The following is a 26,999-nucleotide window of genomic DNA, read 5'->3' as shown; positions in this document are numbered from 1 at the left end:
CCAGCCCCGCTTTCCCAAAAAGCCCGTCCGTCGCGACGGGCTTTTTTCGTGAACCTGTCGCGTGAATCCGGACCGGCCTGCGTCGAGTGGCATACATAGTTACTGCACTCGGTTACGGACCATACCGGATGCTGTTTCAGCTACTGGCACCAGTAGCCAGAACCTCATTATTCACAGGGAAGCGAATTAACATGAGCACATTTTTCACTGCGAGCCTGCTGGCTGGATTCACTTTTGCAGCCACCCTGACGTCGGCTCAGGCCGATGCTTCACCGCAGCAATGCAATACACGGTGGGCGCAAGAAGACCTGATCGGCCAGTACCTCACTCAGCAAAACAAGGAGAAGGCCCGCGTGGATTCGCGCGCGGCCAGTGTCGTGGTCAATCGTAATACTCCGGAATTCGAGCCCACACGCTTGCGAATTTTCACCGATATCAACGGCGTGGTCATCCGGATGTACTGCGGCTGATTCGGCGTAACACCGGAAAACTGGCAACAAAAAAGGCCCGTATCTCGCGATACGGGCCTTTTTCGTAAGAGAGAAAAATCAATTACTTGATTTTGCCTTCTTTGTAGATCACGTGCTTGCGAACAACCGGATCAAATTTCTTGATCTCGATTTTGTCCGGAGTAGTGCGCTTGTTCTTGTCGGTAGTGTAGAAATGACCAGTACCGGCGCTCGAAATCAAACGAATCAATTCACGCATGATTAGCTCCCTTAGATCTTGCCAGCTTTGCGGATTTCGGCCAGCACGACAGTGATGCCACGCTTGTCGATGATACGCATGCCTTTGGCAGATACGCGCAGACGCACGAAACGTTTCTCTTCTTCAACCCAGAAGCGGTGATGCTGCAGGTTCGGCAGGAAACGACGACGGGTTTTGTTATTTGCGTGGGAAATGTTATTCCCAGTCACCGGACCCTTACCGGTAACTTGACATACTCTCGACATGCCTCAGCCCTCTAAAACCACATGCCCAACCCGGCATGGGTTGGCCGCTTAATCTCTCAGTCATTTGGCGCCAGGCGCCGCGTTTCTTTAGAGGTCTTACCGGCTACACCTCCAGGTGAAGGAACCGGGCCCCTAGAAAAGAGCGCTGCTTTATACCAGAAAGACCACAGAGCAACAACATTCTGTGTGCGTTGAGTTGATAAAAACCCCATTTTTCGGGCGGTGAGCGCTTTGGATAAAGGCTGTGACCGATATCGACCGCTCGTCGCAGAGAATCGGCCAATGGGCCAATTCCACATTTTCTCGATCTGTGCACACGGAAATCAGTCGCACATAGTCCCCCCAAAATGAAAAAGGGGATAGTCATTTGCAAAAGAGCCATCTAGGGTAAGCCTTTTCCAGACTGCACTTGCAGATGGGCCTTCGATCTGTAAAGGAATCCGACCATGCGCCTCGCTGCCCTACCCCTGTTACTCGCCCCGCTTCTGCTCAGCCCGCAGGCAATGGCCGCAGCCCTGAGCGTCTGCACCGAGGCCAGCCCTGAAGGGTTTGACGTGGTGCAGTACAACTCGCTGACCACCACCAACGCTTCCGCTGATGTGCTGATGAACCGGCTGGTGGACTTCGATACAGCCAGCGGCAAAGTGGTCGCCAGCCTGGCGGACAGCTGGGAAGTCACACCCGACGGTCTGACCTACGTCTTCAAATTGCACCCCAATGTGAAATTCCATCGAACGGACTACTTCACCCCTACCCGCGACCTGACCGCAGAGGACGTGAAGTTCAGCTTCGACCGCATGCTCGACCCGGCCAACCCTTGGCACAAAGTTGCCCAGAGCGGCTTCCCGCATGCTCAGTCGATGCAGCTGCCTGCGCTGATCAAGAAGATCGATGCGCTGGACCCACTGACGGTGCGCTTCACGCTTGATCACCCTGACTCGACCTTCCTGCCGACCTTGAGCATGGGCTTCGCTTCGATCTATCCCGCTGAATACGCTGACAAACTGATGAAGGCCGGCACCCCGGAAAAGCTCAACAGTCAGCCAGTCGGCACGGGGCCGTTCATTTTCACGCGCTTTCAGAAAGATGCGTCAATTCGCTACAAGGCCAATCCGGACTACTTCGGCGGCAAGCCTGCGGTCGACCCGCTGATCTTCGCCATTACCCCGGATGCCAACGTGCGCCTGCAGAAATTGCGTCGCAACGAATGCCAGATCGCCCTGTCGCCCAAGCCTCTGGACGTACAGGCAGCGCTGAAAGAGCCGACACTGAAAGTCGAAAAGACTGACGCGTTCATGACCGCGTTCGTCGCTATCAACAGCCAGCATCCCCCGCTGGACAAGCCGGAAGTACGCCAGGCAATCAACCTGGCCTTCGATAAGGCCAACTACATCAAAGCGGTGTTCGAAGACACTGCCGAGCCTGCCAGCGGGCCTTACCCGCCCAACACCTGGAGCTACGCCAAAGGCTTGCCCGGCTACGCTCACGACGTTGAAAAAGCCCGCGCCCTGATGGCCAAGGCAGGTCTCAAGGACGGTTTCCAGACCACGATCTGGACCCGCCCTTCCGGCAGCTTGCTTAACCCGAACCCAAGTCTCGGCGCGCAAATGCTGCAATCCGACCTGGCTCAAATCGGCATTCAGGCCGAGATCCGCGTGATCGAATGGGGTGAAGTGATCCGCCGCGCCAAAGCGGGCGAACATGACCTGCTGTTCATGGGCTGGGCCGGCGACAACGGTGACCCCGATAACTTCCTCACCCCGCAGTTTTCCTGCGCCGCGGTCAAGTCGGGCACCAACTTTGCGCGCTACTGCAACCAGGATCTGGACAAGCTGATCAGCGCCGGCAAGACCACCGGGGAGCAAGGCGTGCGCACCAAGCTCTACGAGCAGGCTCAGGCGCAGATCCAGCAACAAGCGCTATGGCTGCCGCTGGCGCACCCCACTGCATTCGCCCTGATGCGCAAGCAAGTCGAGGGATACGCTGTCAGCCCGTTTGGTCGCCAGGACTACTCGAAGGTCAATCTGAAGTAATCCACTTCGAGACGACCTGTGGGAGCGAGCGCGCTCCCTCCTACAGGAATCTCATTTTCGCCACAGTCACATCCAGCCGTACTCGGCCATGGACAGCGGGTCGCCGTCACCGACGATGAAGTGGTCAAGAACTCGCACATCCACCAGCAGCAACGCCTCTTGCAGACGTTTGGTCAATTTTCGGTCGGCCTGGCTGGGAGTGGAGTTACCCGATGGGTGGTTGTGGCAGAGGATCAGTGCTGCGGCATTGTTGGCCAACGCACGCTTGACCACCTGCCGGGGATGCACGCTGGTGTTGTCGATGGAGCCGTGAAACAGCGCTTCAAAGGTCAGCACCTGATGCCTGGAGTCCAGAAACAGACAACCGAATACCTCATGCAGCTCATGGCGCAGCAAGGCTTTGAGGTACTCACGAACAGCTTGAGGATTTTCCAGCACCGACTTGTTGCGCAAACGCTCGGCCATGTGCCGTCGACCCATTTCCTGAACCGCTTGCAGCTGTGCGAACTTGGCGGGACCGAGCCCCAACTCCCTGCTGAACGTCGACTGATCCGCCTCCAGCAACGCACGCAGGCTGCCAAACTTGCTCAGCAAGTGACGCGCAACGTCCACTGCACTCCTGCCGGAGACACCGGTTCGTAGAAAAATTGCCAGCAACTCTGCGTCTGAAAGGCTCGCCGAGCCCTGTTCAAGAAGCTTTTCCCGCGGTCGCTCGGCCGCCGGCCAATCGCGAATACTCATAGCACCTCCCTGTCTGTGGGCGCCGCTGCTCCATAGCGGTCGCTGTGATATCTTAGCCCATCTTTTTTGCAGGCGAATTCACCCTGGGGAGGGGGTTTCGCCATGCAGTCACCAACGAATTGAAAGGCAGACCTATGCAGCGGCTGTATCGGAAACGCATTGTTCTGGGCGTCGGCGGCGGCATCGCGGCCTACAAGAGCGCTGAGCTGGTTCGCCGACTGATCGACCAGGGCGCCGAAGTGCGCGTGGTCATGACCCGGGGTGGCAGCGAATTCATCACGCCGCTGACCATGCAGGCATTGTCCGGACACCCGGTGCATCTGGACCTGCTGGACCCGGCAGCCGAAGCCGCAATGGGCCACATCGAGCTGGCGAAATGGGCCGATCTGGTGTTGATCGCCCCCGCTACCGCAGACCTGATCGCCCGCTTGGCACAGGGGATTGCCGACGACCTGCTGACCACGTTGGTGCTGGCCACTGACGCGGTTGTTGCTGTGGCGCCCGCCATGAATCAAGCCATGTGGCGCGACCCGGCAACCCAATCCAACCTGCAGACCCTCGAAAGTCGCGACCTGAAAGTCTTCGGCCCTGCCTCCGGCAGTCAGGCTTGCGGCGATGTCGGCATGGGTCGCATGCTCGAAGCCAACGACCTCGCCCAGTGCGCGGCGGACTGCTTCCAGCGTCAGGCGTTGACCGGCAAGCACGTGCTTATTACGGCCGGCCCAACCCAGGAAAACATTGATCCGGTTCGCTACATCACCAACCATAGTTCGGGGAAAATGGGCTTTGCCCTGGCCGAAGCAGCGGTTGAAGCGGGTGCCCGAGTGACCCTGATTACGGGCCCGGTCCACCTGCCAACGCCGGATCGCGTGACGCGAATCGACGTGGTCAGCGCCCGCGATATGCTCTCCGCCTGCGAAGCCGCAATCCCGTGCGATCTGTTTATTGCCTCCGCCGCAGTTGCCGACTACCGCCCGGAAGTCGTCGCGCCACAGAAACTCAAGAAAGATCCTACGAGCGGCGACGGCTTGTTGCTACAAATGGTGCGTAACCCGGACATCCTGGCCACCATCGCTACCCGTCCCGACCGTCCGTTCAGTGTCGGTTTCGCCGCCGAAACCGAACACCTGCTCGATTACGCCGCACGCAAGCTGAAAGACAAGAATCTCGATTTGATCGTCGCCAACGACGTCGCCAACCCGAGTATTGGTTTCAACAGCGAAGAAAACGCCTGCAGCGTGATCGACCGTGAACTCCACGCCACACTTTTCGCCCAGACCAGCAAGAGCAAAATTGCCCGCCAGCTGATCACTTTTATCGCCGAACGTCTGAACCAGGTTTAATTTACATGCACGCTTTGCAAGCCAAGATCCTCGACCCACGCATCGGCAGCGAATTCCCGCTGCCACAGTACGCCACCCCAGGTTCCGCCGGCCTGGACCTGCGCGCCATGCTGGAAAAAGACACCGTCATCAAACCAGGTGAAACGTTGCTGATCCCCACCGGACTGTCGGTGTACATCGGCGATCCTGGCCTCGCCGCATTGATTCTGCCGCGTTCGGGCCTGGGTCATAAACACGGCATCGTGCTGGGCAACCTGGTTGGCCTGATCGACTCCGACTACCAGGGCCCGCTGATGGTGTCCTGCTGGAACCGCGGCCAGACCGACTTCAATATGGTTGTCGGCGAACGTCTGGCTCAACTGGTTCTGGTACCAGTCGTGCAGGCGCATTTCGAGATGGTCCAAGAATTTGTCGAAACCGAGCGCGGCGCGGGTGGTTTTGGGCATTCAGGCAGCCATTGATCGATAAACGCCACATTCCTGTAGGAGCTGTCGAGTGAAACGAGGCTGCGATCTCTTGATCTAGTTTTCTCAAGATCAAGAACAGGATCAAAGGATCGCAGCCTGCGGCAGCTCCTACAGTAGAGCTGGCTTGCCACAAAGATTGCATCAGGATCGGCGACAGTTTTAACACTGGAAATCAAGGCAATGGACGGCCAAATGCTCAGCAAAACCGGCGTCATGGCCTTTTCGCACCACGAACTCTCTGTGGAAAACGCCGTCATACCCTTCAGTTTGAGACTGCCGGCGAGTTCTTCGCCGGCAAGCCCAATCACTTTCAAGATGGAGCATTTCCAGTAATGAGCAACCCAGCCCAAGTCCCACCCAAGTTCCCCGACAGCATTTTCCGCGCCTATGACATTCGCGGCACCGTCCCGGAATTCTTGAATGCTGAGACCGCTTATTGGCTCGGTCGCGCCATTGGCTCCCAGAGCCTGGCACAGGATGAACCGAATGTTTCCGTCGGCCGTGACGGTCGCCTGTCAGGCCCCGAGCTGGTCGAGCAACTGATCAAAGGCCTGGCCGACAGCGGTTGCCACGTCAGCGACGTCGGCCTGGTGCCAACGCCTGCGCTTTACTACGCCGCCAACGTCCTGGCCGGTAAATCCGGCGTGATGCTGACCGGCAGCCATAATCCTGCAAACTACAACGGTTTCAAGATCGTTATCGCTGGCGACACCTTGGCCAACGAACAAATTCAGGCCCTGCACGAACGCCTCAAGACCAACAACTTGAGCAGCGGCAAGGGCAGCATCACCAAGGTCGAGATTCTCGACCGCTACAACACTGAAATCGTTCAGGACGTCAAACTGGCTCGCCGCCTCAAAGTCGTCGTTGACTGTGGCAACGGCGCTGCCGGCGTGATTGCCCCACAACTGATCGAAGCGCTGAACTGCGAAGTCATTCCGCTGTTCTGCGAAGTCGACGGCAACTTCCCGAACCATCACCCGGACCCGGGCAAACCCGAAAACCTTGTCGACCTGATCGCCAAGGTCAAGGAAACCAACGCTGACTTGGGCCTGGCGTTCGACGGTGACGGTGACCGCGTGGGCGTCGTGACCAACACCGGCAGCATCGTCTACCCGGACCGCTTGCTGATGCTCTTCGCCCGCGACGTCGTGGCGCGCAACCCGGATGCAGAAATCATCTTCGACGTTAAGTGCACCCGTCGCCTGACGCCACTGATCAAGGAATATGGCGGTCGCCCGCTAATGTGGAAGACCGGTCACTCGTTGATCAAAAAGAAAATGAAACAAACCGGCGCCCTGCTGGCCGGCGAAATGAGCGGCCATATCTTCTTCAAGGAGCGCTGGTTCGGTTTCGACGACGGCATTTACAGCGCCGCGCGGTTGCTGGAGATCCTCAGCAAAGAAAAATCCACCGCGGAAGAGCTGTTTGCGACCTTCCCGAATGATATTTCTACGCCGGAAATCAATATCCATGTGACCGAAGAGAGCAAATTCAGCATCATTGATGCTCTGCACGATGCCAAGTGGGGCGAAGGCGCTGACCTGACCACCATTGACGGCGTGCGAGTCGATTACGCCAAAGGCTGGGGCCTGGTTCGCGCGTCCAACACCACACCGGTGCTGGTACTGCGTTTCGAGGCCGATGACGAGGCTGAGTTGCAGCGCATCAAGGATGTATTCAAAGTCCAGTTGAAGCGTGTTGCACCTGATCTCCAACTACCGTTTTGATTTAACGAAGCGCCTTTATTGAAGTGCCGGAGCCCTGAATGACCCTCGAACGCGAAGCCGCCGCCAACACCGCCAAGGTCCTGTCCGAAGCGCTGCCTTACATTCGCCGCTATGTCGGCAAGACGCTGGTGATCAAATACGGCGGCAACGCGATGGAAAGCGAGGAGCTGAAAACCGGCTTCGCCCGCGACATCGTCCTGATGAAAGCCGTGGGTATCAACCCGGTGGTGGTGCACGGCGGCGGCCCGCAAATCGGCGACCTGCTCAAGCGACTGTCGATCGAGAGCCACTTCATTGATGGCATGCGTGTCACTGACGCACAGACCATGGACGTGGTGGAAATGGTCCTGGGTGGCCAAGTGAACAAGGACATTGTTAACCTGATCAACCGTCATGGCGGCAGCGCCATCGGCCTGACCGGTAAAGACGCCGAGTTGATTCGCGCGAAAAAGCTCACCGTCACGCGCCAGACGCCGGAGATGACCCAACCGGAAATCATCGACATCGGCCAGGTCGGCGAAGTGGTCGGGATCAACACCGACCTGCTGAACCTGCTGGTAAAAGGCGATTTCATTCCGGTGATCGCGCCGATTGGCGTCGGCGCCAATGGTGAGTCGTACAACATCAATGCCGACCTGGTCGCCGGCAAAGTTGCCGAAGCATTGAAGGCTGAAAAGCTGATGCTGCTGACGAACATCGCCGGCCTGATGGACAAGTCGGGCACCGTCTTGACGGGCCTGACCACTCAGCAGGTCGACGAACTGATCGCCGACGGCACCATCTACGGCGGAATGCTGCCGAAGATCCGTTGCGCGCTGGAAGCGGTACAGGGCGGCGTGGGCAGCTCGTTGATCATTGACGGGCGCGTGCCGAATGCGATTTTGCTGGAAATCTTCACCGATACCGGTGTGGGTACACTGATCAGCAACCGCAAGCGCCACTAAGCACTGGATGTAAAAAGACCCCGCTCAGCCTGGCTGAGCGGGGTCTTTTTTGTCTGCGATTCCTGCGGGGAGCCCATCTATTTGTGGCGAGGGAGCTTGCTCCCGCTGGGCAGCGCAGCAGTCCCAAGAGCTGTGAGCGCTACGCACTCAAGCGGGAGCAAGCTCCCTCGCCACACAAGCCCTCCACACAGGGAGATCGGTGCTATACGCCGAACTGGGCGCGGTAGGCTTCAACCGCCGGCAGGTGTTGCTTGAGCTGCGGATCGTCTGCCAGGAACTCGAGTACCTGGTTCAGGGAAACGATGCTGATGACCGGGATACCGAAATCACGCTCCACTTCCTGGATCGCCGACAGCTCGCCGTTGCCGCGCTCTTGTCGGTTCAGGGCGATCAGCACGCCTGCCGCCTTGGCGCCGTCCTGAGAAGCGATAATCTGCATCACTTCACGAATCGCGGTGCCGGCGGTGATCACGTCGTCGATGATCAACACATCGCCAGTCAATGGCGCGCCGACCAGGCTGCCGCCTTCGCCGTGGGCCTTGGCCTCTTTGCGATTGAAGCACCATGGCAAATCACGCTCATGGTGCTCAGCCAGGGCTACCGCTGTAGTCGCTGCCAACGGAATGCCTTTGTAGGCCGGGCCGAACAGCACGTCGAAGGAAATACCGCTCTCGACGATGGCTGCCGCATAGAAACGACCCAGTTGCGCCAGCGCCGAACCCGAGTTGAACAAGCCGGCATTGAAGAAGTAGGGACTGGTGCGTCCGGACTTCAGGGTGAACTCACCGAAGCGCAAAACGCCGCGATCGATGGCAAAACGAATGAAATCGCGCTGATACGCTTGCATGAAAAAAACCCCAAATACCACGGATTTAGCTAATTAGGTTGACGCCGTGTATCATACACGCACGCGATTTTTGGGGCCATTTATGCGGATCATCAGTGTGAACGTCAATGGTATTCAGGCTGCAGTGGAGCGAGGTTTGCTCAGTTGGCTGCAAGCACAGAATGCCGACGTCATCTGCCTGCAGGACACCCGCGCCTCCGCCTTTGAACTGGACGATCCAGCCTTCCAACTGGATGGCTACTTCCTTTATGCCTGCGAAGCCGAAGTTCCCGCCCAGGGTGGCGTGGCTTTGTATTCGCGGTTGCAACCGAAGGCTGTCATCAGCGGTCTCGGCTTCGAGACGGCCGACCGCTACGGGCGCTACCTGCAAGCCGATTTCGATAAGGTCAGCATCGCGACCTTGCTGCTTCCTTCGGGGCAGAACGGCGATGAAGACTTGAACCAGAAGTTCAAGCTAATGGACGATTTCGCCCGTTATCTGGATAAACAGCGACGCAAACGTCGCGAGTACATTTACTGTGGCTCGCTGTACGTGGCGCAACAGAAGCTGGATATCAAGAACTGGCGCGACAGCCAGCAATCTCCGGGCTTCCTGGCACCTGAACGTGCCTGGATGGACGAGATTGTCGGCAACATGGGCTATGTTGATGCCTTGCGCGAAGTCAGTCGTGAGGGCGATCAGTACAGCTGGTGGCCGGACAACGAACAGGCTGAAATGCTTAACCTCGGCTGGCGTTTCGACTACCAGTTGCTGACGCCAGGTCTGCGCCGCTTCGTACGCAGTGCACGCTTGCCACGTCAGCCACGGTTCTCGCAACACGCACCGCTGATCGTCGACTACGACTGGACGCTGACCATCTAGCGTCGATTCGAACGCAAGAGCTGGCGTTACTCAGATTGCATGAACACTCAGCAGCCTGTTTGCCGGACGAAAAAATGCCCGTATCGCATGATACGGGCATTTTTTTACGCTTTTTTGCGCTGGAGCGCTCGACCCTTTCACAACAAGGTCACGTGACATGAGCGTCAACCCGCGGCGAAAAACGGCAACGCCAGGTACAACTTGATCACGACCACATTGATGATGTCGATGAAGAACGCCCCCACCATTGGCACCACCAGAAACGCAATTTGCGAAGGTCCATAGCGCTGTGTCACTGCCTGCATGTTAGCAATGGCCGTTGGCGTCGCGCCCAGACCAAAACCACAATGCCCCGCTGCCAGCACGGCCGCGTCGTAGTTCCTGCCCATAACCCTGAACGTCACGAAAATCGCAAACAGCGCCATGACTAAAGTCTGCACAGCCAGGATCAGAAAGATCGGCAAAGCCAGTGCGGCCAGATCCCACAGCTTGAGTGACATCAGAGCGATAGCGAGGAATAGCGACAAGCTGACATTCCCCAGCACAGACACTTCACGCTCAAACACCTGATACAGACCCAGTGCTGAAAGGCCATTTCGTAGCAGAACTCCCACAAACAAAACGCAAACGAAGGTCGGCAGTTCAAACGCAGTTCCGTGCAACAGGCCATTCAAGAGATTACCCGCCAGCAAGCTGACGGCGATCAGAGCAAGCGTCTCGATGAACGAGAAAGGCGTGATCGAGCGCTCCTTGTTAGGCTGCTCAAAGCCTTTGGGACACTGAGGCTTTCCGTGTTCGAGACCCGGGGTTTGAACACGCTTGATGAGCAGGCGAGCAACCGGACCACCAATCAAACCACCCAGCACCAAACCGAACGTTGCAGAAGCCATGGCCAGTTCAGAGGCGGAAGCCAAGCCGTACTTCTCGCTGAAAGTCGAACTCCATGCAGCGCCGGTACCGTGCCCACCCGCCAACGTCACTGAGCCGGTCAACAGTCCCATCAATGGATCGAGCCCTAACAGGGTGGCGAGCCCGATACCCATGGCGTTCTGAACCACCAAGAGTCCCGTAACTGCCAGTACGAAAATCCCTACTACACGACCGCCTTTCTTCAGGCTGGCGAAGTCCGCGCTCAAGCCAATGGTGGCAAAAAACGCCAACATCAAGGGTGCCTGCAGCGATGTATCGAAACGGACCTCAACTTCGATGGCTCGTAGAATCAAGAGAACCAAAGCGACCACCAGCCCGCCGGCTACAGGCTCAGGAATATTGTAGGCGCGTAAAAATCCGACACGAGTAACAAGTCCTCTCCCCAGTAAAAGTACTAAAGAGGCGGCCACAAGTGTTCCGTAAAAATCGAGTTCAATCATTGAGAAATTCTTACATGCACATTCAGAGGCGAACTTTTTACCTGGGCACGCCTGTTGAACTGGTTGAGACGTATCAACACGGGTTGATTTTAGATTCAGGGACCGTCAATGGTGTGAACAAGGCGTAATACCGCTGATAAATATTACGTCGAGCAACTTTATCAATCGCCCAGTCTCATTGCCAAGCCTATGGGGCTACCTGCGGGCCGTAGTTGTGACTAAAAGTGTAAGAACAACGAAAACAGCTCTAATATGAGGAATTAACGGTAATGCCTTGTAAGACTAATCCGAAAACATCTGCAATAACCGAATACCGCCAGTAACGGGTGCTGTAGTTGACTGCGGAATTTTATTCAATTTCAAAAAAACAAATGCCCCGTGAAATTCGGGGCATTTGTTTGAAAGGCTGGTGAACCGTGCCTCACCAGTACACGAAATCTTACTTAATCAATCGCCACGTAAAGGGATAACGATAAGGAACTCCTTCATTAGCCTTGACGCCCGCAATGATCGTCAACACCAACGCCCCAATCGCCACCAGACCCAACATGAAGAACCCGATGATCACCACCATAAGCAGGAAGCAAATGGCAGAAGCAATGGCGACAGTGATCTGAAAGTTCAGCGCTTCCTTGCCCTGCGCATCGACGAACGGGTCCATCTCGCGTTTCATCTGCCAGAGAATCAGCGGGCCGATCAGCGTACCGAACGGAATCCAGATCCCCAGCAAGGCCGAGAGATGACAAAACATCGCCCACTGTCGAACCTCTTTGCTCGGGATGGGAAGTAGCTGTTGCTCGTCACTCATGGCGTTCTCCTTGCTGGAGCGATTGCGATCAGTCGGCCAGTGCAGCCTTTTGCAATTCGAAGATTTCGGTCATGCCCTTCTTCGCCAACTCAAGCATGGCGTTCAGCTCTTCAGGCTGGAACGGCGAGCCTTCGGCAGTACCCTGAACTTCAATGAATCCGCCAGTGCTTGTCATCACCACGTTCAGGTCGGTTTCGGCAGCCGAGTCTTCCGGGTAATCGAGGTCGAGTACAGGTTCGCCCTGATACATGCCGACCGAGACAGCAGCGATCATTTGCTTGAGCGGGTCGCCGCCTTTGAGGCCGCCGCGCTTTTTGATCACTTTCAAGGCATCGACCAGCGCGACCATCGCACCGGTGATGGACGCGGTGCGGGTTCCACCGTCAGCCTGAATCACGTCGCAGTCGACGTAGAGGGTAACGTCGCCCAGCTTGGACATGTCCAGCGAAGCGCGCAGGGAACGACCGATCAGGCGCTGGATTTCCAGCGTACGCCCGCCTTGTTTGCCACGGCTCGCTTCACGCTGGTTACGCTCACCGGTCGCGCGCGGCAGCATGCCGTATTCGGCAGTCAACCAACCCTGGCCCTGACCTTTGAGGAAACGCGGCACGCCGTTTTCGACACTGACGGTGCAGATGACTTTGGTATCACCGAACTCGACCAGTACAGATCCCTCGGCATGTTTGGTGTAGTTGCGGGTAATGCGGATCGAGCGGAGCTGATCGGCAGCGCGACCACTTGGACGTTTCATAGGGAATACCTGTACGGAGGACGGAAATCTGCCGAGCATTATAGAGCCGCACGCCCGGACTGGGCACTTCTAAAAAATCCGCCCGACGACTGAGACCGCTAAAACCCGCTTTACCGACGGCCTGCAGCTCTTTGTCACGCCGTGTGTTTGGGCGCATCCGCCCCACTGAGCTACAATCCTGCGCCTTTGCTGCCTCTGGGCTTAAATTTATAGATAGCGGATTTTGGGTAACGCCTGGATCTGCATTGCGAGGTACCTCCATGGTGCACAGCATGACCGCCTTCGCCCGCGTCGAAAAAGCCGGCACCCAGGGCACCCTGAGCTGGGAACTGCGCTCGGTCAACAGCCGCTACCTCGAGCCTCACCTGCGCCTGCCGGAATCCTTTCGAGATCTAGAAGGCGCGGTCCGCGAAGCGCTGCGCCAGGGCTTGTCCCGGGGCAAGCTCGAATGCACCCTGCGCTTCACCGAAGAAAACACTGACAAAGCCCTGCAAGTCGACCGCGCACGTGCCGCTCAATTGGTCGCCGCCGCGGAGACCATCGCCAGCCTGATCAAAAACCCGGCGGCACTGAACCCGCTTGAAGTTCTGGCCTGGCCCGGTGTACTGGTGGGCGACGCGTCCGACCCGCAAGCCTTGAATGCCGAAGCGCTGGCGCTGTTCAACGAGGGCCTGAAAGAACTCAAAGCCGGCCGCGAGCGCGAAGGTGCAGAGCTGGCCCGATTGATCAACGATCGCCTGACCTCTATCGAAACAGACGTGGTCACCCTGCGTGAACTGGTTCCGCAGATGCTCGCGACCCAGCGCCAGAAAGTCCTCGACCGCTTTGCCGATATGAAGGCCGAGATGGACCCTCAGCGTCTGGAGCAGGAAATGGTCATGCTCGCCCAAAAAAGCGACGTTGCCGAAGAACTGGATCGCCTGAGCACGCACATCATTGAAGTTCGCCGGGTGCTCAAATCCGGCGGTGCTGCTGGTCGGCGTCTGGATTTCCTGATGCAGGAGCTCAACCGCGAAGCCAACACATTAGGCTCCAAAGCTTTCGATCCACGCAGCACCCAAGCAGCGGTCAACCTCAAAGTGTTGATCGAGCAGATGCGCGAACAAGTGCAGAATATTGAGTAAGGCAAACCCGACATGACCCACAGCACCGGCACCCTGTATATCATTTCTGCGCCTTCTGGCGCGGGCAAGAGCAGCCTGGTCAAAGCCCTGACCGACGCTGATCCGGAGATCCGCGTCTCCGTCTCACACACGACTCGCGCCATGCGCCCCGGCGAATCGAACGGCGTGAATTATCACTTCGTCGAACGCAGCGAGTTCGTGAAGATGATCGAGCACGGGGATTTCCTTGAGCGCGCCGAAGTGTTCGGTAATCTCTACGGCACCTCGCAAAGTCATCTGCAGCAGACCCTCGATGAGGGCCACGACCTGATTCTGGAAATCGACTGGCAGGGCGCCGAACAGGTGCGCAAACTGATGCCCCAGGCCCGCTCGATCTTCATTTTGCCGCCGTCTTTGCAGGCCTTGCACCAGCGCCTGACCCATCGCGGCCAGGACAGCGACGAGATCATTGATGGCCGCATGCGTGAAGCCGTCAGCGAGATGAGCCACTATGTCGACTACGACTACCTGATCATCAACGACAATTTCGCCCATGCGCTGGCCGATTTGCAGGCGATTTTCCGCGCAAATCAGCTCCAGCAGAAACGCCAGCAGCAACTTAACGGCAAATTGCTGGCTGAATTACTGGGTTGAACAGCTCTTCCCAAAACAGCTGCAAGGGCTTTACATTGGCACTTGCAGCGCGTTGAAGAGCCTGATCAAAAAATCAGCGCTTCCCTAAACGCTGGTGATTTTTTAAACTGTTGAGTCCGCTCGCCCAACCGGGCAGCGCGCATATTGCATTCGCTCCGAGGAATACCATGGCCCGCGTAACCGTTGAAGACTGCCTGAACCACGTGGAAAACCGCTTTGAGCTGGTCATGCTGTCCACCAAGCGTGCCCGTCAACTGGCCACCGGCGGCAAAGAGCCACTGGTCCAGTGGGAAAACGACAAGCCTACCGTTGTAGCCCTGCGTGAAATCGCTGAAGGCCTGATGAGCTACGAGTTCATCGCCAACGCTGAAATCGTCGAAGACGAACCGCTGTTCGCAGCGTTCGAGGACGAGTCCAACGAGGCCGTCTAAGCCTATGCCTGGTCGACGTAGCACGGCGCGGGGTCACAGCGAACGGCAGGAGTCATCATGCCGAGCATAGACGCCCTCGCCGATCGCTTATCGACCTACCTCGGCAAGGACCAGGTGAACCTGGTCCGCCGAGCGTATTTCTACGCCGAACAAGCCCACGACGGCCAGCGCCGCCGCAGTGGCGAGGCGTATGTCACGCACCCACTCGCGGTTGCAAATATTCTTGCCGACATGCATATGGACCATCAGAGCCTGATGGCGGCCATGCTGCATGACGTGATCGAAGACACCGGTATTGCCAAGGAAGCGCTTCAAGCGCAATTCGGCGAAACCGTGGCCGAACTGGTCGATGGGGTCAGCAAACTGACCCAGATGAACTTCGAGACCAAGGCCGAAGCCCAGGCTGAAAACTTCCAGAAGATGGCGATGGCCATGGCGCGCGATATTCGCGTGATCCTGGTGAAACTCGCCGACCGCCTGCACAACATGCGCACCCTGGAAGTCCTGTCCGGCGAAAAACGCCGCCGGATTGCGAAAGAAACCCTCGAAATCTATGCGCCCATCGCCAACCGGCTGGGCATGCACGCCATCCGCATAGAATTCGAAGACCTGGGTTTCAAAGCGATGCACCCGATGCGTTCCGCGCGGATCTACCAGGCCGTCAAGCGCGCCCGGGGCAACCGCAAGGAAATCGTCAACAAGATCGAAGAGTCCTTGAGCCACTGCCTGGCCATCGACGAGATTCAGGGCGAAGTCAGCGGTCGCCAGAAACACCTCTACGGCATCTACAAGAAAATGCGCGGCAAGCGTCGGGCCTTCAACGAGATCATGGACGTCTATGCGTTCCGGATCATCGTCGACAAGGTCGATACCTGCTACCGCGTGCTAGGCGCTGTGCATAATTTGTACAAACCGTTGCCAGGGCGATTCAAGGATTACATCGCGATCCCCAAGGCCAACGGCTATCAGTCGCTGCACACCACGCTGTTCGGCATGCACGGTGTTCCGATCGAGATTCAGATCCGTACCCGTGAAATGGAAGAGATGGCCAACAACGGCATCGCGGCTCACTGGCTGTACAAATCCAGTGGCGACGAGCAACCCAAAGGCACTCACGCTCGCGCCCGCCAGTGGGTCAAAGGCGTGCTGGAGATGCAGCAACGGGCTGGCAACTCGCTGGAATTCATCGAAAGCGTCAAGATCGACCTGTTCCCGGACGAGGTCTACGTCTTCACGCCAAAAGGCCGGATCATGGAGCTGCCAAAAGGCTCCACGGCGGTCGACTTCGCGTACGCGGTGCACACCGACGTCGGCAACAGCTGCATTGCCTGTCGGATCAACCGTCGCCTCGCACCGCTGTCCGAACCGCTGCAAAGCGGCTCCACGGTCGAGATCGTCAGTGCTCCCGGCGCACGACCGAATCCGGCATGGCTCAACTTCGTGGTCACCGGCAAGGCGCGTACCCACATTCGTCACGCGCTGAAACTGCAACGTCGCTCAGAATCCATCAGCCTGGGCGAACGCCTGCTGAACAAGGTCCTTAACGGCTTCGACAGCTCGCTGGAAAAAATTCCAGACGAGCGCGTCAAAGCAATGCTTGCCGAATACCGCCTCGAACTGATCGAAGACCTTCTGGAAGACATCGGCCTGGGCAACCGGATGGCCTACGTGGTCGCGCGACGCTTGCTCGGCGAAGGCGAACAGTTGCCGAGTGCGGAAGGCCCACTGGCCATTCGCGGCACCGAAGGACTGGTGCTCAGCTACGCCAAGTGTTGCACACCGATCCCGGGCGACCCGATTGTCGGTCACCTGTCCGCGGGCAAGGGCATGGTTGTGCACCTGGACAACTGCCGCAATATCAGCGAAATCCGCCACAACCCGGAAAAATGCATCCAGCTCTCCTGGGCCAAGGATGTCACCGGCGAATTCAACGTCGAGTTGCGCGTCGAGCTGGAACACCAGCGCGGCCTGATCGCTCTGCTCGCCAGCAGCGTCAACGCGGCCGATGGCAATATTGAAAAAATCAGCATGGACGAACGCGACGGTCGTATCAGCGTGGTCCAACTGGTGGTCAGCGTGCACGACCGCGTGCATCTGGCCCGTGTGATCAAGAAACTGCGCGCGTTAACCGGGGTGATTCGCATCACCCGCATGCGTGCATAGCCCACCCATTACAAGGAGTCATTCATGACCAAGACTGTTATCACCAGCGACAAGGCCCCGGCCGCCATCGGCACTTACTCCCAGGCGATCAAGGCTGGCAACACCGTCTACATGTCCGGTCAAATCCCTCTGGACCCAAAAACCATGGAACTGGTTGAAGGCTTCGAAGCCCAGACCGTTCAGGTATTCGAGAACCTGAAGTCCGTGGCTGAAGCAGCCGGCGGCTCCTTCAAGGACATCGTCAAACTGAACATCTTCCTCACCGATCTGAGCCACTTCGCCAAGGTCAACGAGATCATGGGCAAGTACTTTGAACAGCCTTACCCTGCTCGCGCCGCCATCGGCGTGGCCGCCCTGCCAAAGGGTTCGCAGGTTGAAATGGATGCCATTCTGGTCATCGAGTAATGCGTCCGGCGCAGCCCCAAGGGCTGCGCCGTCTTCGTTCTGAAAGGATTTCACAATGCGCCACGCGCTAGCTCTTTCGCTGGTCGCCCTACTCTTGGGCGGATGTGCCAGCAACCCTGCCGACCGTGACGTCAGCGGCACCTGGATCAATCAGGTGGCGATCGACGCTGCCTCCAAAGGCACTCCCCTGCGTGAAGCACTCCAGGCCTATGGCCCGAACCTGGAATGGGACGTCAATACCAAGGCCCTGCAGGCCCGCTACACCAACGGTTTCGAAAACGTCGAAGGCAAGCTGCTGGGCGAAGAGTCCGGCGCCTGGAAAGTCGACTTTTATGGCAGTTCTGCCAGCGAGCTCAAGCGTGACGGCAAGCAAATGACCCAGGCCGCCAGCGACAATGAGCCCGAGCAGGTTTTCGACCGCGCAGTGATCCCTGTGCCGGAAGGCGCACCGATGGGCGCCAGCTTCGAACGCGCACTGTATTCGGCCTATATGGGCGGTAGCTGGAAAGTGCTCAGCGGCCCCGGTGAAGGCAATACCGTACAGTTCCAGGCCGATGGCCAGGTTGCCGGACTGCCCGGAGCGGATCGCTATGCCCTGTGTCTGGCCGGCGATTGCGCCTCGATGAGTGGCGGCAACGACAATATGTGGCTGCAACTGAACGGCCAGGGCAATACCTGGATTTTTGCGCGCAAGGGCAAGGAGCTGGAAATTTTCCAGGCCGCCAATACCGCGCAGGCAGACGAAATGCCGCAGTTCACGCCGGGCGATCGTAAATGGTTGCTGGAAAAACAGTAATCCGGATTTGAGTCCGACAGATATCTTTGTGGGAGCGGGCTTGCCCGCTCCCACAGTGTCCGTGTGTTACTGGATTTCAGCAGCGGCCTTCAAGAATGGCGGCGTAACCTTCGCGATAACTTGGGTACTTCGGCTCCCACCCCAAGGCTTTAGCCCGCGCATTACTGCACTGCTTACTGCCAGTGCGACGCACGCTCTCCTCCTCACTCCACTCAGTCACACCCAGATACTCACGCAACCAGCCCACCACTTCCGCCAGCGGTGCAGGCGCGTCGTCCACACCGATGTAAACATCATCCAGCGCCACACCACGGCTATCCGCGTCCAGCAAGTACGCCAGCAGCCCTGCAGCGTCATCCGCATGAATACGATTGCCGTACAACGGCGGATCGACTGCCACACGATAACCGCGACGAACCTGAGTTAGCAGCCATTCACGACCCGGACCGTAAATGCCGGTCAGGCGCACGATGCTGGCCGGGATACCGCTCTGCAGCGCTACTTGCTCTGCCTCCAGCATCAGTCGACCCGAATAGCCTGTTGCAAGGGTCGGCGAAGTCTCGTCGACCCACTCACCGTCCTGCTGTCCATACACACTGCTGCTGGAAACAAACAGCAGCCGATCAGGCACCTGCCCATAGTCGCTCAGCCACTCCAGCACATGCTGCAAACCCTGCACATAAGCAGCGCGGTAACCGGCTTCATCGTGATCGGTGGCCGCCGCGCAATACACCAGGTAATCCACCGCACCCACCGGCCATGTCTCAGGGCAGTCTTCATTGAACAAGTCGCCGGCAACACCGATCACACCGTCAGGCAAACGTGAAACGTCCCGACGCAGGCCATGAACCTGCCATCCTTTTGCCAATAGTTGCTTGGCCAAACGGCTGCCGACATCGCCGCAACCGGCAATCAAAACAGAAGGTGCGGACATCAGAAAACTCCTCTCGCAAAGGCACAGACTAGCGTCGACAAAGGACGAGCGGCTAGCAATGAAGGAAAAAAAGATACTCTATTACTTTTGTTAACAAGAATTACTTGCAATAATGCCCGCCACTTTTGTTCTCGGCCTTGCGAGGCCTGGAAGAACATTTACCTTCTTTTTCTCTCAGGTCCGGCCAGCATGACACGCAATCAATCCCCCGCTTCGCCAACCAAACGACCTCGCGCCTGGAGCGCTGTGGCTGCCTTGCTGCTCAGCTTGATGCTGACGCCGACCTCCGCATTCGCCGACGCACAGGCACCTGCCACACCGGCCGCTGCTGAAGCTCCAGCACCAGCACCAGCACCAGCACCAGCTGATAATGCGGCGCCTGCAGTGACGCCGGTTGCAACGGACCCGGCCCAGGCAGTCGACACCAACGCCGAAGACGTGCCGGAAGCACTCGAAGCCGACAACACCCTGGGCATGGCCCATGACCTGTCGCCTTGGGGCATGTACCAGAACGCCGACATCATCGTAAAAATCGTGATGATCGGTTTGGCCATCGCGTCGATCATCACCTGGACGATCTGGATCGCCAAGGGCTTTGAGCTGATGGGCGCCAAGCGTCGTCTGCGCACTGAAATCGTCCACCTGAAAAAAGCCAGAACCCTTAAAGAAGCCAGCGCAACGGCAACCAAGCCAGGCACACTCGCCAACGTGCTGGTGCACGACGCCCTGGAAGAAATGCGCCTTTCGGTCAACAGCCGCGAAAAAGAAGGCATCAAGGAACGCGTCGCCTTCCGCCTTGAGCGCCTGGTTGCAGCCTGCGGTCGCAACATGAGCAGCGGCACCGGCGTTCTCGCAACGATCGGTTCCACCGCGCCGTTCGTGGGCCTGTTCGGTACCGTGTGGGGCATCATGAACAGCTTTATCGGCATCGCTAAAACCCAGACCACCAACCTGGCAGTCGTGGCACCCGGCATCGCCGAAGCGCTGCTGGCAACTGCCCTGGGCCTGGTGGCGGCGATTCCGGCCGTTGTGATCTACAACGTCTTTGCCCGCTCCATCGCCGGTTACAAGGCGCAAGTATCCGATGCCTCGGCCGAAGTCCTGCTGCTGGTTAGCCGTGACCTCGATCACCTGCCGACCACCGAGCGCTCCGCGCAACCCCACGTGGTCAAAGTAGGGTAATCAGCCATGGGCTTGCATTTGAAAGAAGGCGCAGACGACGATCTCGCCGAGAACCACGAAATCAACGTCACGCCGTTCATCGACGTGATGTTGGTACTGCTGATCATCTTCATGGTGGCCGCTCCGTTGGCAACCGTGGACATCAAGGTTGACCTGCCGGCCTCGAGCGCCAAACCGGCGCCGCGGCCAGAGAAGCCGGTGTTCCTCAGCGTGAAAGCCGATCAGCGTCTGTTCCTTGGTGACGACGAAGTGAAAGCCGAATCACTCGGCGCCACGCTGGACGCCAAGACCCAAGGCAAGAAAGACACGACGATCTTCTTCCAGGCCGATAAAGGCGTGGACTACGGCGACCTGATGAGCGTGATGGATGCTCTGCGTGCTGCCGGTTACCTGAAGGTTGGCCTGGTCGGACTCGAGACGGCAGCCAAAAAATGATCACAACGCGCCATAAGCTGACGCGTTACAGCGGGAGCCTGGCCGTGGTGCTGGGCGTCCATGCGCTGGCCATTGCGCTGGCGCTGAACTGGACCGCGCGCCCACCGATCGAGTTGCCACCGCAGGCAATGATGGTCGAGTTGGCGCCCGTTCCAGCCCCGCCACCACCGGCACCGCCGAAGGTGATAACGCCGCCACAGCCACCGGCCCCGGTGGAAGAACTGCCGTTGCCGAAACTCGCTGAAGCGCCGAAACCGACGATCTCCGTACCGAAACCGGTCAAACCCAAGCCAAAGCCTCAACCGCCCAAGCCTGTGGAGAAAAAACCGGAGCCGCCGAAAGAGAAGCCGTCGGAAGAGAAGCCAAGCGACGCGCAACCGACCCAGGCACCGACGGATAAATCCGCTCAGCCGGCACCCGGCCCATCGCCCGCGCAACAGGCGGCGAAAGCCAGCTGGCAGGGCACCCTGCTCGCTCACTTGGCCAAGTACAAAAAGTACCCGGCCAGTGCGCAGGCACGGGGCAAGGAAGGCATGAACCGTCTGCGCTTCGTGGTCGATGCTGAAGGCAACGTGCTGTCGTTCGAACTCGTGGGTGGTTCCGGCAATGCCGATCTGGACCGAGCGACCATGGAAATGATCCGCCGCGCCCAGCCGCTGCCCAAGCCACCGGCCGATATGCTGAACAACGGCTCCATCGAAATCGTTGCACCGTTTGTTTACTCGCTGGAGAAACGCCGGCGTTAAACACTGCCCTTGCAGGAGCCGATCTTGCTCGCGATGAGGCCATCAATTTCAACATCTTTGTTGACGGTGATACCACTATCGCGAGCACGCTCGGCTCCCACAGGTCATGCACCAGCCATAAAGGCACCGAAAGGTGCCTTTTGCGTATCCGCCACCCGCAAACTGCATTGCCCTGTGTCACTCAGCACACTCAGTCTGATAACGTGCGTCTATCGATTGCAGCCGTTATGCTTGGCTCGCAACTTCATGGACGCTCGCTATGACTCTCACAGAATTACGCTACATCGTTACCCTCGCCCAAGAGCAGCATTTCGGCCATGCGGCCGAGCGTTGCCACGTCAGTCAACCGACCCTGTCGGTGGGCGTGAAAAAGCTTGAAGACGAACTCGGTGTGCTGATTTTCGAGCGCAGCAAGAGCGCCGTGCGCCTGACGCCGGTCGGCGAAGGCATTGTTGCCCAGGCACAAAAAGTCCTGGAGCAAGCCCAAGGCATCCGTGAACTGGCCCAGGCCGGCAAGAACCAGCTGACCGCCCCGCTGAAAGTCGGCGCGATCTACACCGTCGGCCCTTACTTGTTCCCGCACCTGATCCCGCAACTGCACCGGGTTGCCCCGCAGATGCCGTTGTACATCGAAGAAAACTTCACCCACATCCTGCGCGACAAGCTACGCAACGGCGAGCTCGACGCGATCATCATCGCTTTGCCGTTCAACGAAGCCGACGTGCTGACGTTGCAGCTCTATGACGAGCCGTTCTACGTCCTGATGCCGGCCCAACATTCGTGGACACAGAAAGAGTCCATCGACGCCAGCCTGCTCAACGACAAGAGCCTGCTGCTGCTCGGCGAAGGTCACTGCTTCCGCGATCAGGTGCTGGAAGCCTGCCCGACCCTGGCCAACGGCAAGGACGGCGCCAAGCACACCACGGTGGAATCCAGTTCGCTGGAAACCATTCGCCACATGGTCGCCTCCGGCCTCGGAATTTCGATCCTGCCGCTCTCGGCGGTGGACAGTCACCACTACGCCCCCGGCGTGCTCGAAGTGCGTCCACTGACGCCGCCCGTCCCCTTCCGCACCGTGGCCATCGCCTGGCGCGCCAGCTTTCCGCGTCCCAAGGCCATTGAAATCCTCGCCGACTCGATTCGCCTGTGCTCGGTGGCCAAGCCGCCAGCGCCGGTGGTTGCCGGTTAAGTTGCGGCCATGACCGAGTTGTCGCAAGTGTCGGTGACGGCACTCAAGGGTGTCGGCGAAGCCATGGCCGAGAAGCTGGCCAAGGTCGGCCTGGAGAATCTCCAGGACGTGCTGTTCCACCTGCCGTTGCGTTATCAGGACCGCACACGCGTGGTCCCGATCGGTCATTTGCGACCGGGCCAGGATGCCGTGATCGAAGGCACCGTCAGTGGCGCCGACGTGGTCATGGGCCGTCGCCGCAGCCTTGTCGTGCGCCTGCAGGACGGAACCGGCGGGCTCAGCCTGCGCTTCTACCATTTCAGCAACGCCCAGAAAGAAGGCCTTAAGCGCGGCACGCGGATTCGCTGCTACGGCGAAGCGCGGCCCGGCGCGTCGGGTCTTGAGATTTATCACCCGGAATATCGCGCCATTACAGGCGACGAACCGCCGCCGGTGGATGAGACCCTGACCCCGGTATACCCGCTTACCGAAGGCCTGACCCAACAGCGCTTGCGTCAGTTGTGCATGCAGACCCTGACGTTGCTCGGCCCCACCAGCCTGCCCGACTGGTTGCCGACCGAACTGGCCCGCGACTATCAACTCGCGCCGCTGGCTGATGCGATCCGTTACCTGCATCACCCGCCAGCCGATGCCGATGTTGACGAGCTCGCCCTCGGGCATCACTGGGCGCAACACCGGCTGGCCTTCGAAGAGCTGTTGACGCATCAACTGTCCCAGCAGCGTTTACGCGAGAGCATGCGCTCCTTGCGCGCGCCGGCGATGCCCAAGGCGACAAAACTGCCAGCCAAATACCTGGCCAATCTCGGCTTCGCACCGACTGGCGCCCAGCAACGCGTGGGCAACGAAATCGCCTACGACCTCAGTCAGCGCGAGCCCATGCTGCGGCTGATTCAGGGCGATGTCGGTGCGGGCAAAACCGTGGTCGCAGCCCTGGCTGCGTTACAGGCGCTGGAGGCCGGCTATCAAGTTGCGTTGATGGCGCCCACCGAGATCCTCGCCGAGCAACATTTCATCACCTTCAAGCGCTGGCTCGAACCCTTGGGCATCGAAGTCGCCTGGCTGGCGGGCAAACTCAAGGGCAAGAACCGCGTGGCAGCCCTGGAGCAAATCGCCGGGGGTACACCGATGGTGGTGGGTACGCACGCGCTGTTTCAGGACGAAGTGAAGTTCAAGAATCTGGCGCTGGTGATCATCGACGAACAACACCGTTTTGGTGTGCAGCAGCGCCTGGCATTAAGGCAGAAAGGCGTCGGTGGGCGGATGTGTCCGCATCAACTGATCATGACCGCGACCCCCATCCCCCGGACGCTGGCCATGAGCGCCTACGCCGACCTCGACACCTCGATCCTCGACGAACTGCCGCCTGGTCGTACACCGGTAAACACTGTGTTGATCACCGACACCCGGCGCGTCGAGGTCATCGAACGCGTGCGCGGAGCCTGCGCTGAAGGTCGTCAGGCCTACTGGGTTTGTACGCTGATCGAAGAGTCTGAGGAGCTCACCTGCCAGGCTGCCGAGACCACTTATGAAGACCTCACTGCCGCCCTTGGTGAACTGAAAGTCGGGCTGATTCATGGCCGCATGAAGCCTGTCGAGAAAGCGGCGGTAATGGCCGAATTCAAAGCCGGCAACCTGCAATTGCTGGTCGCCACCACCGTGATCGAAGTGGGCGTCGACGTACCGAACGCCAGCCTGATGATCATCGAAAACCCCGAACGCCTTGGGCTCGCGCAACTCCATCAATTGCGCGGTCGTGTCGGCCGAGGCAGTGCCGCCAGTCATTGCGTGCTGCTCTACCATCCGCCACTGTCACAGATTGGACGTCAGCGCCTGGGCATCATGCGTGAAACCAACGACGGTTTTGTCATCGCCGAAAAGGATCTTGAACTGCGCGGCCCCGGCGAAATGCTCGGCACCCGTCAGACCGGCCTGCTGCAATTCAAGGTCGCCGACCTGATGCGCGATGCCGACTTGTTGCCCGCCGTGCGCGACGCCGCCCAGGCCTTGCTCGAGCGCTGGCCGGATCATGTCAGCCCGCTGCTCGACCGCTGGCTTCGCCATGGGCAGCAATACGGCCAAGTGTGAGCACCGTCGCAGTTTCCGGACCACCGTGTTAAACATGATGGTTATACTCCTGCAACTGTTCGAGAACGGATCCAACCCATGACTGACGCTGCCCTCGCTCCCGAAACCACGCCTGCTCCGTCTGCCGTTCGGCTGCTGCTGGAAAAGGTGGGCATTGCCTTTGATGAAGTCGTCGACCACCACGGTTTAAACGCTGCGCGCAAAGTGCAGGCCGTCCTGGTGGACGATGCCGTCGGCTCACTCATGGTGTTGTTCCCGCAGAGCCAATTGCTGGACCTCAATCGCCTCGCCGAACTGACCGGTCGACGCCTCACGGCCGTGTCGACGGAACGCCTTGAGCGCCTGCTCGGCAAACACAATCTGAGCATGCTGCCGGGTTTGCCATCGCTCACCACCGCACCCTGCCTTTACGAAGAGAGCCTGCTGCGTGAGCCCAAGCTGCTGATCAACTCAGACACGCTTGGGGTGTTGCTGGAAGTTACCCGCGAAGACTTCAAGAACCTGCTGACCAAAGCCAGCGCCGCCAACTTTGGTGAAGCGCTGACCAGCATTCGCCCGAACCTCGACCGCCCCGACGATGACCGCGAGGAAATCACCCAGGCGGTCCAGGCCTTCACCGCGCGACGCATTCAGCAACGTCTGGAAGCGACCATCGAAATTCCACCACTGGCCGCCACCGCGCAGAAAATCATCAAGCTGCGGGTCGATCCCAACGCCACCATCGATGACATCACCGGCGTCGTCGAAACCGACCCCGCCCTGGCCGCACAGGTCGTCAGCTGGGCGGCCTCGCCGTATTACGCCTCGCCGGGCAAGATTCGTTCAGTGGAAGACGCCATCGTCCGGGTCCTGGGTTTCGACCTGGTTATTAACCTGGCCCTGGGCCTGGCCCTCGGCAAAACCCTGAGCCTGCCCAAGGATCGCCCTCAACACACGACGCCTTACTGGCAGCAGTCGATCTACACCGCCGCCGTCATCGAAGGCCTGACCCGCGCCATGCCCCGCGCACAGCGCCCCGAAGCTGGCCTGACCTACCTTGCCGGCCTGCTGCACAACTTTGGCTATCTGCTGCTGGCCCACGTATTCCCGCCGCACTTTTCGCTGATCTGCCGCCACCTGGAGGTCAACCCGCACCTGTGCCACAGCTATGTCGAGCAACACCTGCTGGGCATCAGCCGCGAGCAAATCGGCTCATGGCTGATGCGCTATTGGGACATGCCCGATGAACTGGCCACTGCCCTGCGCTTCCAGCACGACCCGACCTACGACGGCGATTACGCCGAGTACCCGAACCTTGTGTGTCTGGCCGTACGCCTGCTGCGCAGCCGCGGTATCGGCTCCGGTCCGATCGAAGACATCCCTGACGCTCTGCTTGAACGCCTCGGCCTGAGCCGCGACAAAGCCAACGACGTCGCCAGCAAAGTCCTCGAAGCCGAAGTGCTGCTGCGCGAACTGGCTTCGCAATTCAGTTCGCACTAACGGCACACACCGGTGCGAGAAGCAGGCTCTATCCCTGATCATCGGCTACGAGCTCGCGACAACATGAACCATGGCCCAGTTATGATTTGACGGCAAAGGCAAGTAAGGACGTTCCGATGATCGAAACAGCTGAAGTCAGTGTTGCAAGCCAAGTCCGCAAACTTGCGAAAGACCACAATGTCACGGCTAAACGTGACCGCATGAGTCGTATGTCCTTAGGCATTACCCGTTTGGCTGGCGATGTCGTCGAGCTGGATGGCATCGAACAGTTGCTCGTCAATCTCAAGAAAAAAGGCGTTCTGAGCAAGTCGGAGATTCTAGTGCTCCAAGGACGCTACCTTCAGGAGAGGCGTGCGCAGAAACGCAGCACATGACTTTGACCTGTTCGGCGATGTCAAAACGTCCTGGCCTGAGCCGCGACTAAGTCAATGACGAGGTCAGCAAAGTGCTCGAAGCCGAAATGCTGCTCCGCGATTCCGCTTCGCAATTCAGTTCGCACTGAGAGCATTCCAATAAGGCCAACTAAAAAACATACGAAACCCTGTGGC

General features: G+C 58.7%; 27 protein-coding genes and 1 pseudogene. 20 read left to right on the top strand and 8 right to left on the bottom strand.

The window, feature by feature from the left end; genetic code table 11:
• Positions 1-191 precede the first annotated feature (191 nt).
• A complete protein-coding gene (locus H7698_RS06735; RefSeq protein ID WP_194690928.1) occupies positions 192-470 on the top strand; it encodes a peptidase inhibitor in 279 nt (92 codons plus the stop codon).
• A gap of 82 nt (positions 471-552) precedes the next feature.
• Here the strand turns inward: H7698_RS06735 and rpmG are convergent, their stop codons facing one another.
• Together rpmG and rpmB are read right to left on the bottom strand one after the other, a co-directional pair.
• On the bottom strand, positions 553-708 hold the full coding sequence (gene rpmG / locus H7698_RS06730) for a 50S ribosomal protein L33 (RefSeq protein WP_007894709.1): 156 nt from the start codon (positions 706-708) through the stop codon (positions 553-555).
• An 11-nt stretch (positions 709-719) separates the two neighbouring features.
• Positions 720-953 (bottom strand): 50S ribosomal protein L28, encoded by a 234-nt coding sequence (gene rpmB, locus H7698_RS06725; protein ID WP_007894701.1) that lies wholly within the window; start codon positions 951-953, stop codon positions 720-722.
• 446 nt (positions 954-1,399) lie between these two features.
• Between rpmB and H7698_RS06720 the strand changes: the two genes are divergently transcribed.
• Complete coding sequence (locus H7698_RS06720; RefSeq protein WP_194690927.1) at positions 1,400-2,986, top strand: ABC transporter substrate-binding protein; 1,587 nt, start codon at positions 1,400-1,402, stop codon at positions 2,984-2,986.
• Positions 2,987-3,052: 66 nt separating this feature from the next.
• Here the strand turns inward: H7698_RS06720 and radC are convergent, their stop codons facing one another.
• Positions 3,053-3,727: a RadC family protein gene (gene radC, locus H7698_RS06715; RefSeq protein ID WP_194690926.1), complete on the bottom strand. Its 675-nt coding sequence runs from the start codon at positions 3,725-3,727 to the stop codon at positions 3,053-3,055.
• A 134-nt stretch (positions 3,728-3,861) separates the two neighbouring features.
• Here radC and coaBC point away from each other — a divergent pair, with 134 nt between their 5' ends.
• The 4 genes and pseudogenes from coaBC (at position 3,862) to argB (ending at position 8,211) form a co-directional block, all read left to right on the top strand.
• Positions 3,862-5,070: a bifunctional phosphopantothenoylcysteine decarboxylase/phosphopantothenate--cysteine ligase CoaBC gene (gene coaBC / locus H7698_RS06710; protein WP_162436659.1), complete on the top strand. Its 1,209-nt coding sequence runs from the start codon at positions 3,862-3,864 to the stop codon at positions 5,068-5,070.
• Between the two features lie 5 nt (positions 5,071-5,075).
• Positions 5,076-5,531 (top strand): dUTP diphosphatase, encoded by a 456-nt coding sequence (gene dut, locus H7698_RS06705; RefSeq protein WP_194690925.1) that lies wholly within the window; start codon positions 5,076-5,078, stop codon positions 5,529-5,531.
• 368 nt (positions 5,532-5,899) lie between these two features.
• A pseudogene (locus H7698_RS06700) lies at positions 5,900-7,267 on the top strand (phosphomannomutase/phosphoglucomutase); the annotation flags it as partial.
• A 38-nt stretch (positions 7,268-7,305) separates the two neighbouring features.
• Positions 7,306-8,211 carry an acetylglutamate kinase gene (gene argB / locus H7698_RS06695; protein WP_010465204.1) on the top strand — a complete coding sequence of 302 codons (906 nt, stop codon included), beginning with the start codon at positions 7,306-7,308 and terminating at the stop codon, positions 8,209-8,211.
• Positions 8,212-8,413: 202 nt separating this feature from the next.
• Here the strand turns inward: argB and pyrE are convergent, their stop codons facing one another.
• On the bottom strand, positions 8,414-9,058 hold the full coding sequence (gene pyrE / locus H7698_RS06690; RefSeq protein ID WP_054048446.1) for an orotate phosphoribosyltransferase: 645 nt from the start codon (positions 9,056-9,058) through the stop codon (positions 8,414-8,416).
• Positions 9,059-9,140: 82 nt separating this feature from the next.
• On the opposite strand from pyrE, the gene H7698_RS06685 reads away from it, so the two are divergent.
• Positions 9,141-9,920, top strand: a complete 780-nt coding sequence (locus H7698_RS06685) for an exodeoxyribonuclease III (protein ID WP_007934608.1) — start codon at positions 9,141-9,143, stop codon at positions 9,918-9,920.
• Positions 9,921-10,084: 164 nt separating this feature from the next.
• On the opposite strand, the gene gltS is transcribed toward H7698_RS06685, so the two are convergent.
• From gltS to rph, 3 genes are all read right to left on the bottom strand, one after another.
• Positions 10,085-11,290 (bottom strand): sodium/glutamate symporter, encoded by a 1,206-nt coding sequence (gltS, locus tag H7698_RS06680; protein ID WP_194690923.1) that lies wholly within the window; start codon positions 11,288-11,290, stop codon positions 10,085-10,087.
• Positions 11,291-11,729: 439 nt separating this feature from the next.
• Positions 11,730-12,098 (bottom strand): DUF4870 domain-containing protein, encoded by a 369-nt coding sequence (locus H7698_RS06675; RefSeq protein ID WP_162436655.1) that lies wholly within the window; start codon positions 12,096-12,098, stop codon positions 11,730-11,732.
• Between the two features lie 28 nt (positions 12,099-12,126).
• Positions 12,127-12,849 carry a ribonuclease PH gene (gene rph, locus H7698_RS06670; protein WP_194690922.1) on the bottom strand — a complete coding sequence of 241 codons (723 nt, stop codon included), beginning with the start codon at positions 12,847-12,849 and terminating at the stop codon, positions 12,127-12,129.
• 260 nt (positions 12,850-13,109) lie between these two features.
• Between rph and H7698_RS06665 the strand changes: the two genes are divergently transcribed.
• The 6 genes from H7698_RS06665 (at position 13,110) to H7698_RS06640 (ending at position 18,401) form a co-directional block, all read left to right on the top strand.
• Positions 13,110-13,973, top strand: a complete 864-nt coding sequence (locus H7698_RS06665) for a YicC/YloC family endoribonuclease (RefSeq protein WP_194690921.1) — start codon at positions 13,110-13,112, stop codon at positions 13,971-13,973.
• A 12-nt stretch (positions 13,974-13,985) separates the two neighbouring features.
• The gene (gene gmk, locus H7698_RS06660; protein ID WP_194690920.1) at positions 13,986-14,606 is read left to right on the top strand and encodes a guanylate kinase; all 621 of its coding nucleotides are present in this window, start codon (positions 13,986-13,988) and stop codon (positions 14,604-14,606) included.
• A 167-nt stretch (positions 14,607-14,773) separates the two neighbouring features.
• A complete protein-coding gene (gene rpoZ, locus H7698_RS06655; RefSeq protein WP_007894670.1) occupies positions 14,774-15,037 on the top strand; it encodes a DNA-directed RNA polymerase subunit omega in 264 nt (87 codons plus the stop codon).
• Positions 15,038-15,094: 57 nt separating this feature from the next.
• Complete coding sequence (gene spoT / locus H7698_RS06650) at positions 15,095-17,200, top strand: bifunctional GTP diphosphokinase/guanosine-3',5'-bis pyrophosphate 3'-pyrophosphohydrolase (protein ID WP_162436651.1); 2,106 nt, start codon at positions 15,095-15,097, stop codon at positions 17,198-17,200.
• 24 nt (positions 17,201-17,224) lie between these two features.
• The gene (locus tag H7698_RS06645; RefSeq protein WP_025130815.1) at positions 17,225-17,605 is read left to right on the top strand and encodes a RidA family protein; all 381 of its coding nucleotides are present in this window, start codon (positions 17,225-17,227) and stop codon (positions 17,603-17,605) included.
• A 55-nt stretch (positions 17,606-17,660) separates the two neighbouring features.
• Positions 17,661-18,401 (top strand): hypothetical protein, encoded by a 741-nt coding sequence (locus H7698_RS06640; RefSeq protein ID WP_194690919.1) that lies wholly within the window; start codon positions 17,661-17,663, stop codon positions 18,399-18,401.
• Between the two features lie 76 nt (positions 18,402-18,477).
• Here the strand turns inward: H7698_RS06640 and H7698_RS06635 are convergent, their stop codons facing one another.
• Positions 18,478-19,335 carry an SDR family oxidoreductase gene (locus H7698_RS06635; RefSeq protein WP_194690918.1) on the bottom strand — a complete coding sequence of 286 codons (858 nt, stop codon included), beginning with the start codon at positions 19,333-19,335 and terminating at the stop codon, positions 18,478-18,480.
• Between the two features lie 189 nt (positions 19,336-19,524).
• Here H7698_RS06635 and exbB point away from each other — a divergent pair, with 189 nt between their 5' ends.
• The 7 genes from exbB (at position 19,525) to H7698_RS06600 (ending at position 26,825) form a co-directional block, all read left to right on the top strand.
• The gene (gene exbB / locus H7698_RS06630) at positions 19,525-20,517 is read left to right on the top strand and encodes a tonB-system energizer ExbB (RefSeq protein WP_194690917.1); all 993 of its coding nucleotides are present in this window, start codon (positions 19,525-19,527) and stop codon (positions 20,515-20,517) included.
• Positions 20,518-20,523: 6 nt separating this feature from the next.
• The gene (gene exbD, locus H7698_RS06625) at positions 20,524-20,952 is read left to right on the top strand and encodes a TonB system transport protein ExbD (protein WP_162436647.1); all 429 of its coding nucleotides are present in this window, start codon (positions 20,524-20,526) and stop codon (positions 20,950-20,952) included.
• Positions 20,949-21,698: a TonB family protein gene (locus H7698_RS06620; protein ID WP_162436646.1), complete on the top strand. Its 750-nt coding sequence runs from the start codon at positions 20,949-20,951 to the stop codon at positions 21,696-21,698. Before exbD ends, H7698_RS06620 begins: the two co-directional genes overlap by 4 nt.
• A gap of 259 nt (positions 21,699-21,957) precedes the next feature.
• Complete coding sequence (locus tag H7698_RS06615) at positions 21,958-22,887, top strand: hydrogen peroxide-inducible genes activator (RefSeq protein WP_162436645.1); 930 nt, start codon at positions 21,958-21,960, stop codon at positions 22,885-22,887.
• Positions 22,888-22,896: 9 nt separating this feature from the next.
• Positions 22,897-24,972, top strand: a complete 2,076-nt coding sequence (gene recG, locus H7698_RS06610; protein ID WP_162436644.1) for an ATP-dependent DNA helicase RecG — start codon at positions 22,897-22,899, stop codon at positions 24,970-24,972.
• A 78-nt stretch (positions 24,973-25,050) separates the two neighbouring features.
• Positions 25,051-26,451, top strand: coding sequence for an aminoacyl-tRNA deacylase and HDOD domain-containing protein (locus H7698_RS06605; RefSeq protein ID WP_194690916.1), 1,401 nt, complete (start codon positions 25,051-25,053; stop codon positions 26,449-26,451).
• Positions 26,452-26,567: 116 nt separating this feature from the next.
• On the top strand, positions 26,568-26,825 hold the full coding sequence (locus tag H7698_RS06600) for a hypothetical protein (RefSeq protein WP_194690915.1): 258 nt from the start codon (positions 26,568-26,570) through the stop codon (positions 26,823-26,825).
• The last annotated feature ends 174 nt before the right edge of the window (positions 26,826-26,999 follow it).

This window comes from Pseudomonas sp. p50(2008), from assembly GCF_015351605.1.
In the GTDB taxonomy this organism is placed as follows: Bacteria; Pseudomonadota; Gammaproteobacteria; order Pseudomonadales; family Pseudomonadaceae; genus Aquipseudomonas.
The sequence above is the reverse complement of the archived record's forward strand: the minus strand, read 5'-3'. Positions and strand labels throughout refer to the sequence as shown.

Bases quoted from the DNA above. Each gene is read 5' to 3' on its own strand.
- H7698_RS06735 (WP_194690928.1), top strand. From the start codon at position 192: ATGAGCACATTTTTCACTGCGAGCCTGCTGGCTGGATTCACTTTTGCA.
- rpmG (WP_007894709.1), bottom strand. From the start codon at position 708: ATGCGTGAATTGATTCGTTTGATTTCGAGCGCCGGTACTGGTCATTTC.
- rpmB (WP_007894701.1), bottom strand. From the start codon at position 953: ATGTCGAGAGTATGTCAAGTTACCGGTAAGGGTCCGGTGACTGGGAAT.
- H7698_RS06720 (WP_194690927.1), top strand. From the start codon at position 1,400: ATGCGCCTCGCTGCCCTACCCCTGTTACTCGCCCCGCTTCTGCTCAGC.
- radC (WP_194690926.1), bottom strand. From the start codon at position 3,727: ATGAGTATTCGCGATTGGCCGGCGGCCGAGCGACCGCGGGAAAAGCTT.
- coaBC (WP_162436659.1), top strand. From the start codon at position 3,862: ATGCAGCGGCTGTATCGGAAACGCATTGTTCTGGGCGTCGGCGGCGGC.
- dut (WP_194690925.1), top strand. From the start codon at position 5,076: ATGCACGCTTTGCAAGCCAAGATCCTCGACCCACGCATCGGCAGCGAA.
- argB (WP_010465204.1), top strand. From the start codon at position 7,306: ATGACCCTCGAACGCGAAGCCGCCGCCAACACCGCCAAGGTCCTGTCC.
- pyrE (WP_054048446.1), bottom strand. From the start codon at position 9,058: ATGCAAGCGTATCAGCGCGATTTCATTCGTTTTGCCATCGATCGCGGC.
- H7698_RS06685 (WP_007934608.1), top strand. From the start codon at position 9,141: ATGCGGATCATCAGTGTGAACGTCAATGGTATTCAGGCTGCAGTGGAG.
- gltS (WP_194690923.1), bottom strand. From the start codon at position 11,290: ATGATTGAACTCGATTTTTACGGAACACTTGTGGCCGCCTCTTTAGTA.
- H7698_RS06675 (WP_162436655.1), bottom strand. From the start codon at position 12,098: ATGAGTGACGAGCAACAGCTACTTCCCATCCCGAGCAAAGAGGTTCGA.
- rph (WP_194690922.1), bottom strand. From the start codon at position 12,849: ATGAAACGTCCAAGTGGTCGCGCTGCCGATCAGCTCCGCTCGATCCGC.
- H7698_RS06665 (WP_194690921.1), top strand. From the start codon at position 13,110: ATGGTGCACAGCATGACCGCCTTCGCCCGCGTCGAAAAAGCCGGCACC.
- gmk (WP_194690920.1), top strand. From the start codon at position 13,986: ATGACCCACAGCACCGGCACCCTGTATATCATTTCTGCGCCTTCTGGC.
- rpoZ (WP_007894670.1), top strand. From the start codon at position 14,774: ATGGCCCGCGTAACCGTTGAAGACTGCCTGAACCACGTGGAAAACCGC.
- spoT (WP_162436651.1), top strand. From the start codon at position 15,095: ATGCCGAGCATAGACGCCCTCGCCGATCGCTTATCGACCTACCTCGGC.
- H7698_RS06645 (WP_025130815.1), top strand. From the start codon at position 17,225: ATGACCAAGACTGTTATCACCAGCGACAAGGCCCCGGCCGCCATCGGC.
- H7698_RS06640 (WP_194690919.1), top strand. From the start codon at position 17,661: ATGCGCCACGCGCTAGCTCTTTCGCTGGTCGCCCTACTCTTGGGCGGA.
- H7698_RS06635 (WP_194690918.1), bottom strand. From the start codon at position 19,335: ATGTCCGCACCTTCTGTTTTGATTGCCGGTTGCGGCGATGTCGGCAGC.
- exbB (WP_194690917.1), top strand. From the start codon at position 19,525: ATGACACGCAATCAATCCCCCGCTTCGCCAACCAAACGACCTCGCGCC.
- exbD (WP_162436647.1), top strand. From the start codon at position 20,524: ATGGGCTTGCATTTGAAAGAAGGCGCAGACGACGATCTCGCCGAGAAC.
- H7698_RS06620 (WP_162436646.1), top strand. From the start codon at position 20,949: ATGATCACAACGCGCCATAAGCTGACGCGTTACAGCGGGAGCCTGGCC.
- H7698_RS06615 (WP_162436645.1), top strand. From the start codon at position 21,958: ATGACTCTCACAGAATTACGCTACATCGTTACCCTCGCCCAAGAGCAG.
- recG (WP_162436644.1), top strand. From the start codon at position 22,897: ATGACCGAGTTGTCGCAAGTGTCGGTGACGGCACTCAAGGGTGTCGGC.
- H7698_RS06605 (WP_194690916.1), top strand. From the start codon at position 25,051: ATGACTGACGCTGCCCTCGCTCCCGAAACCACGCCTGCTCCGTCTGCC.
- H7698_RS06600 (WP_194690915.1), top strand. From the start codon at position 26,568: ATGATCGAAACAGCTGAAGTCAGTGTTGCAAGCCAAGTCCGCAAACTT.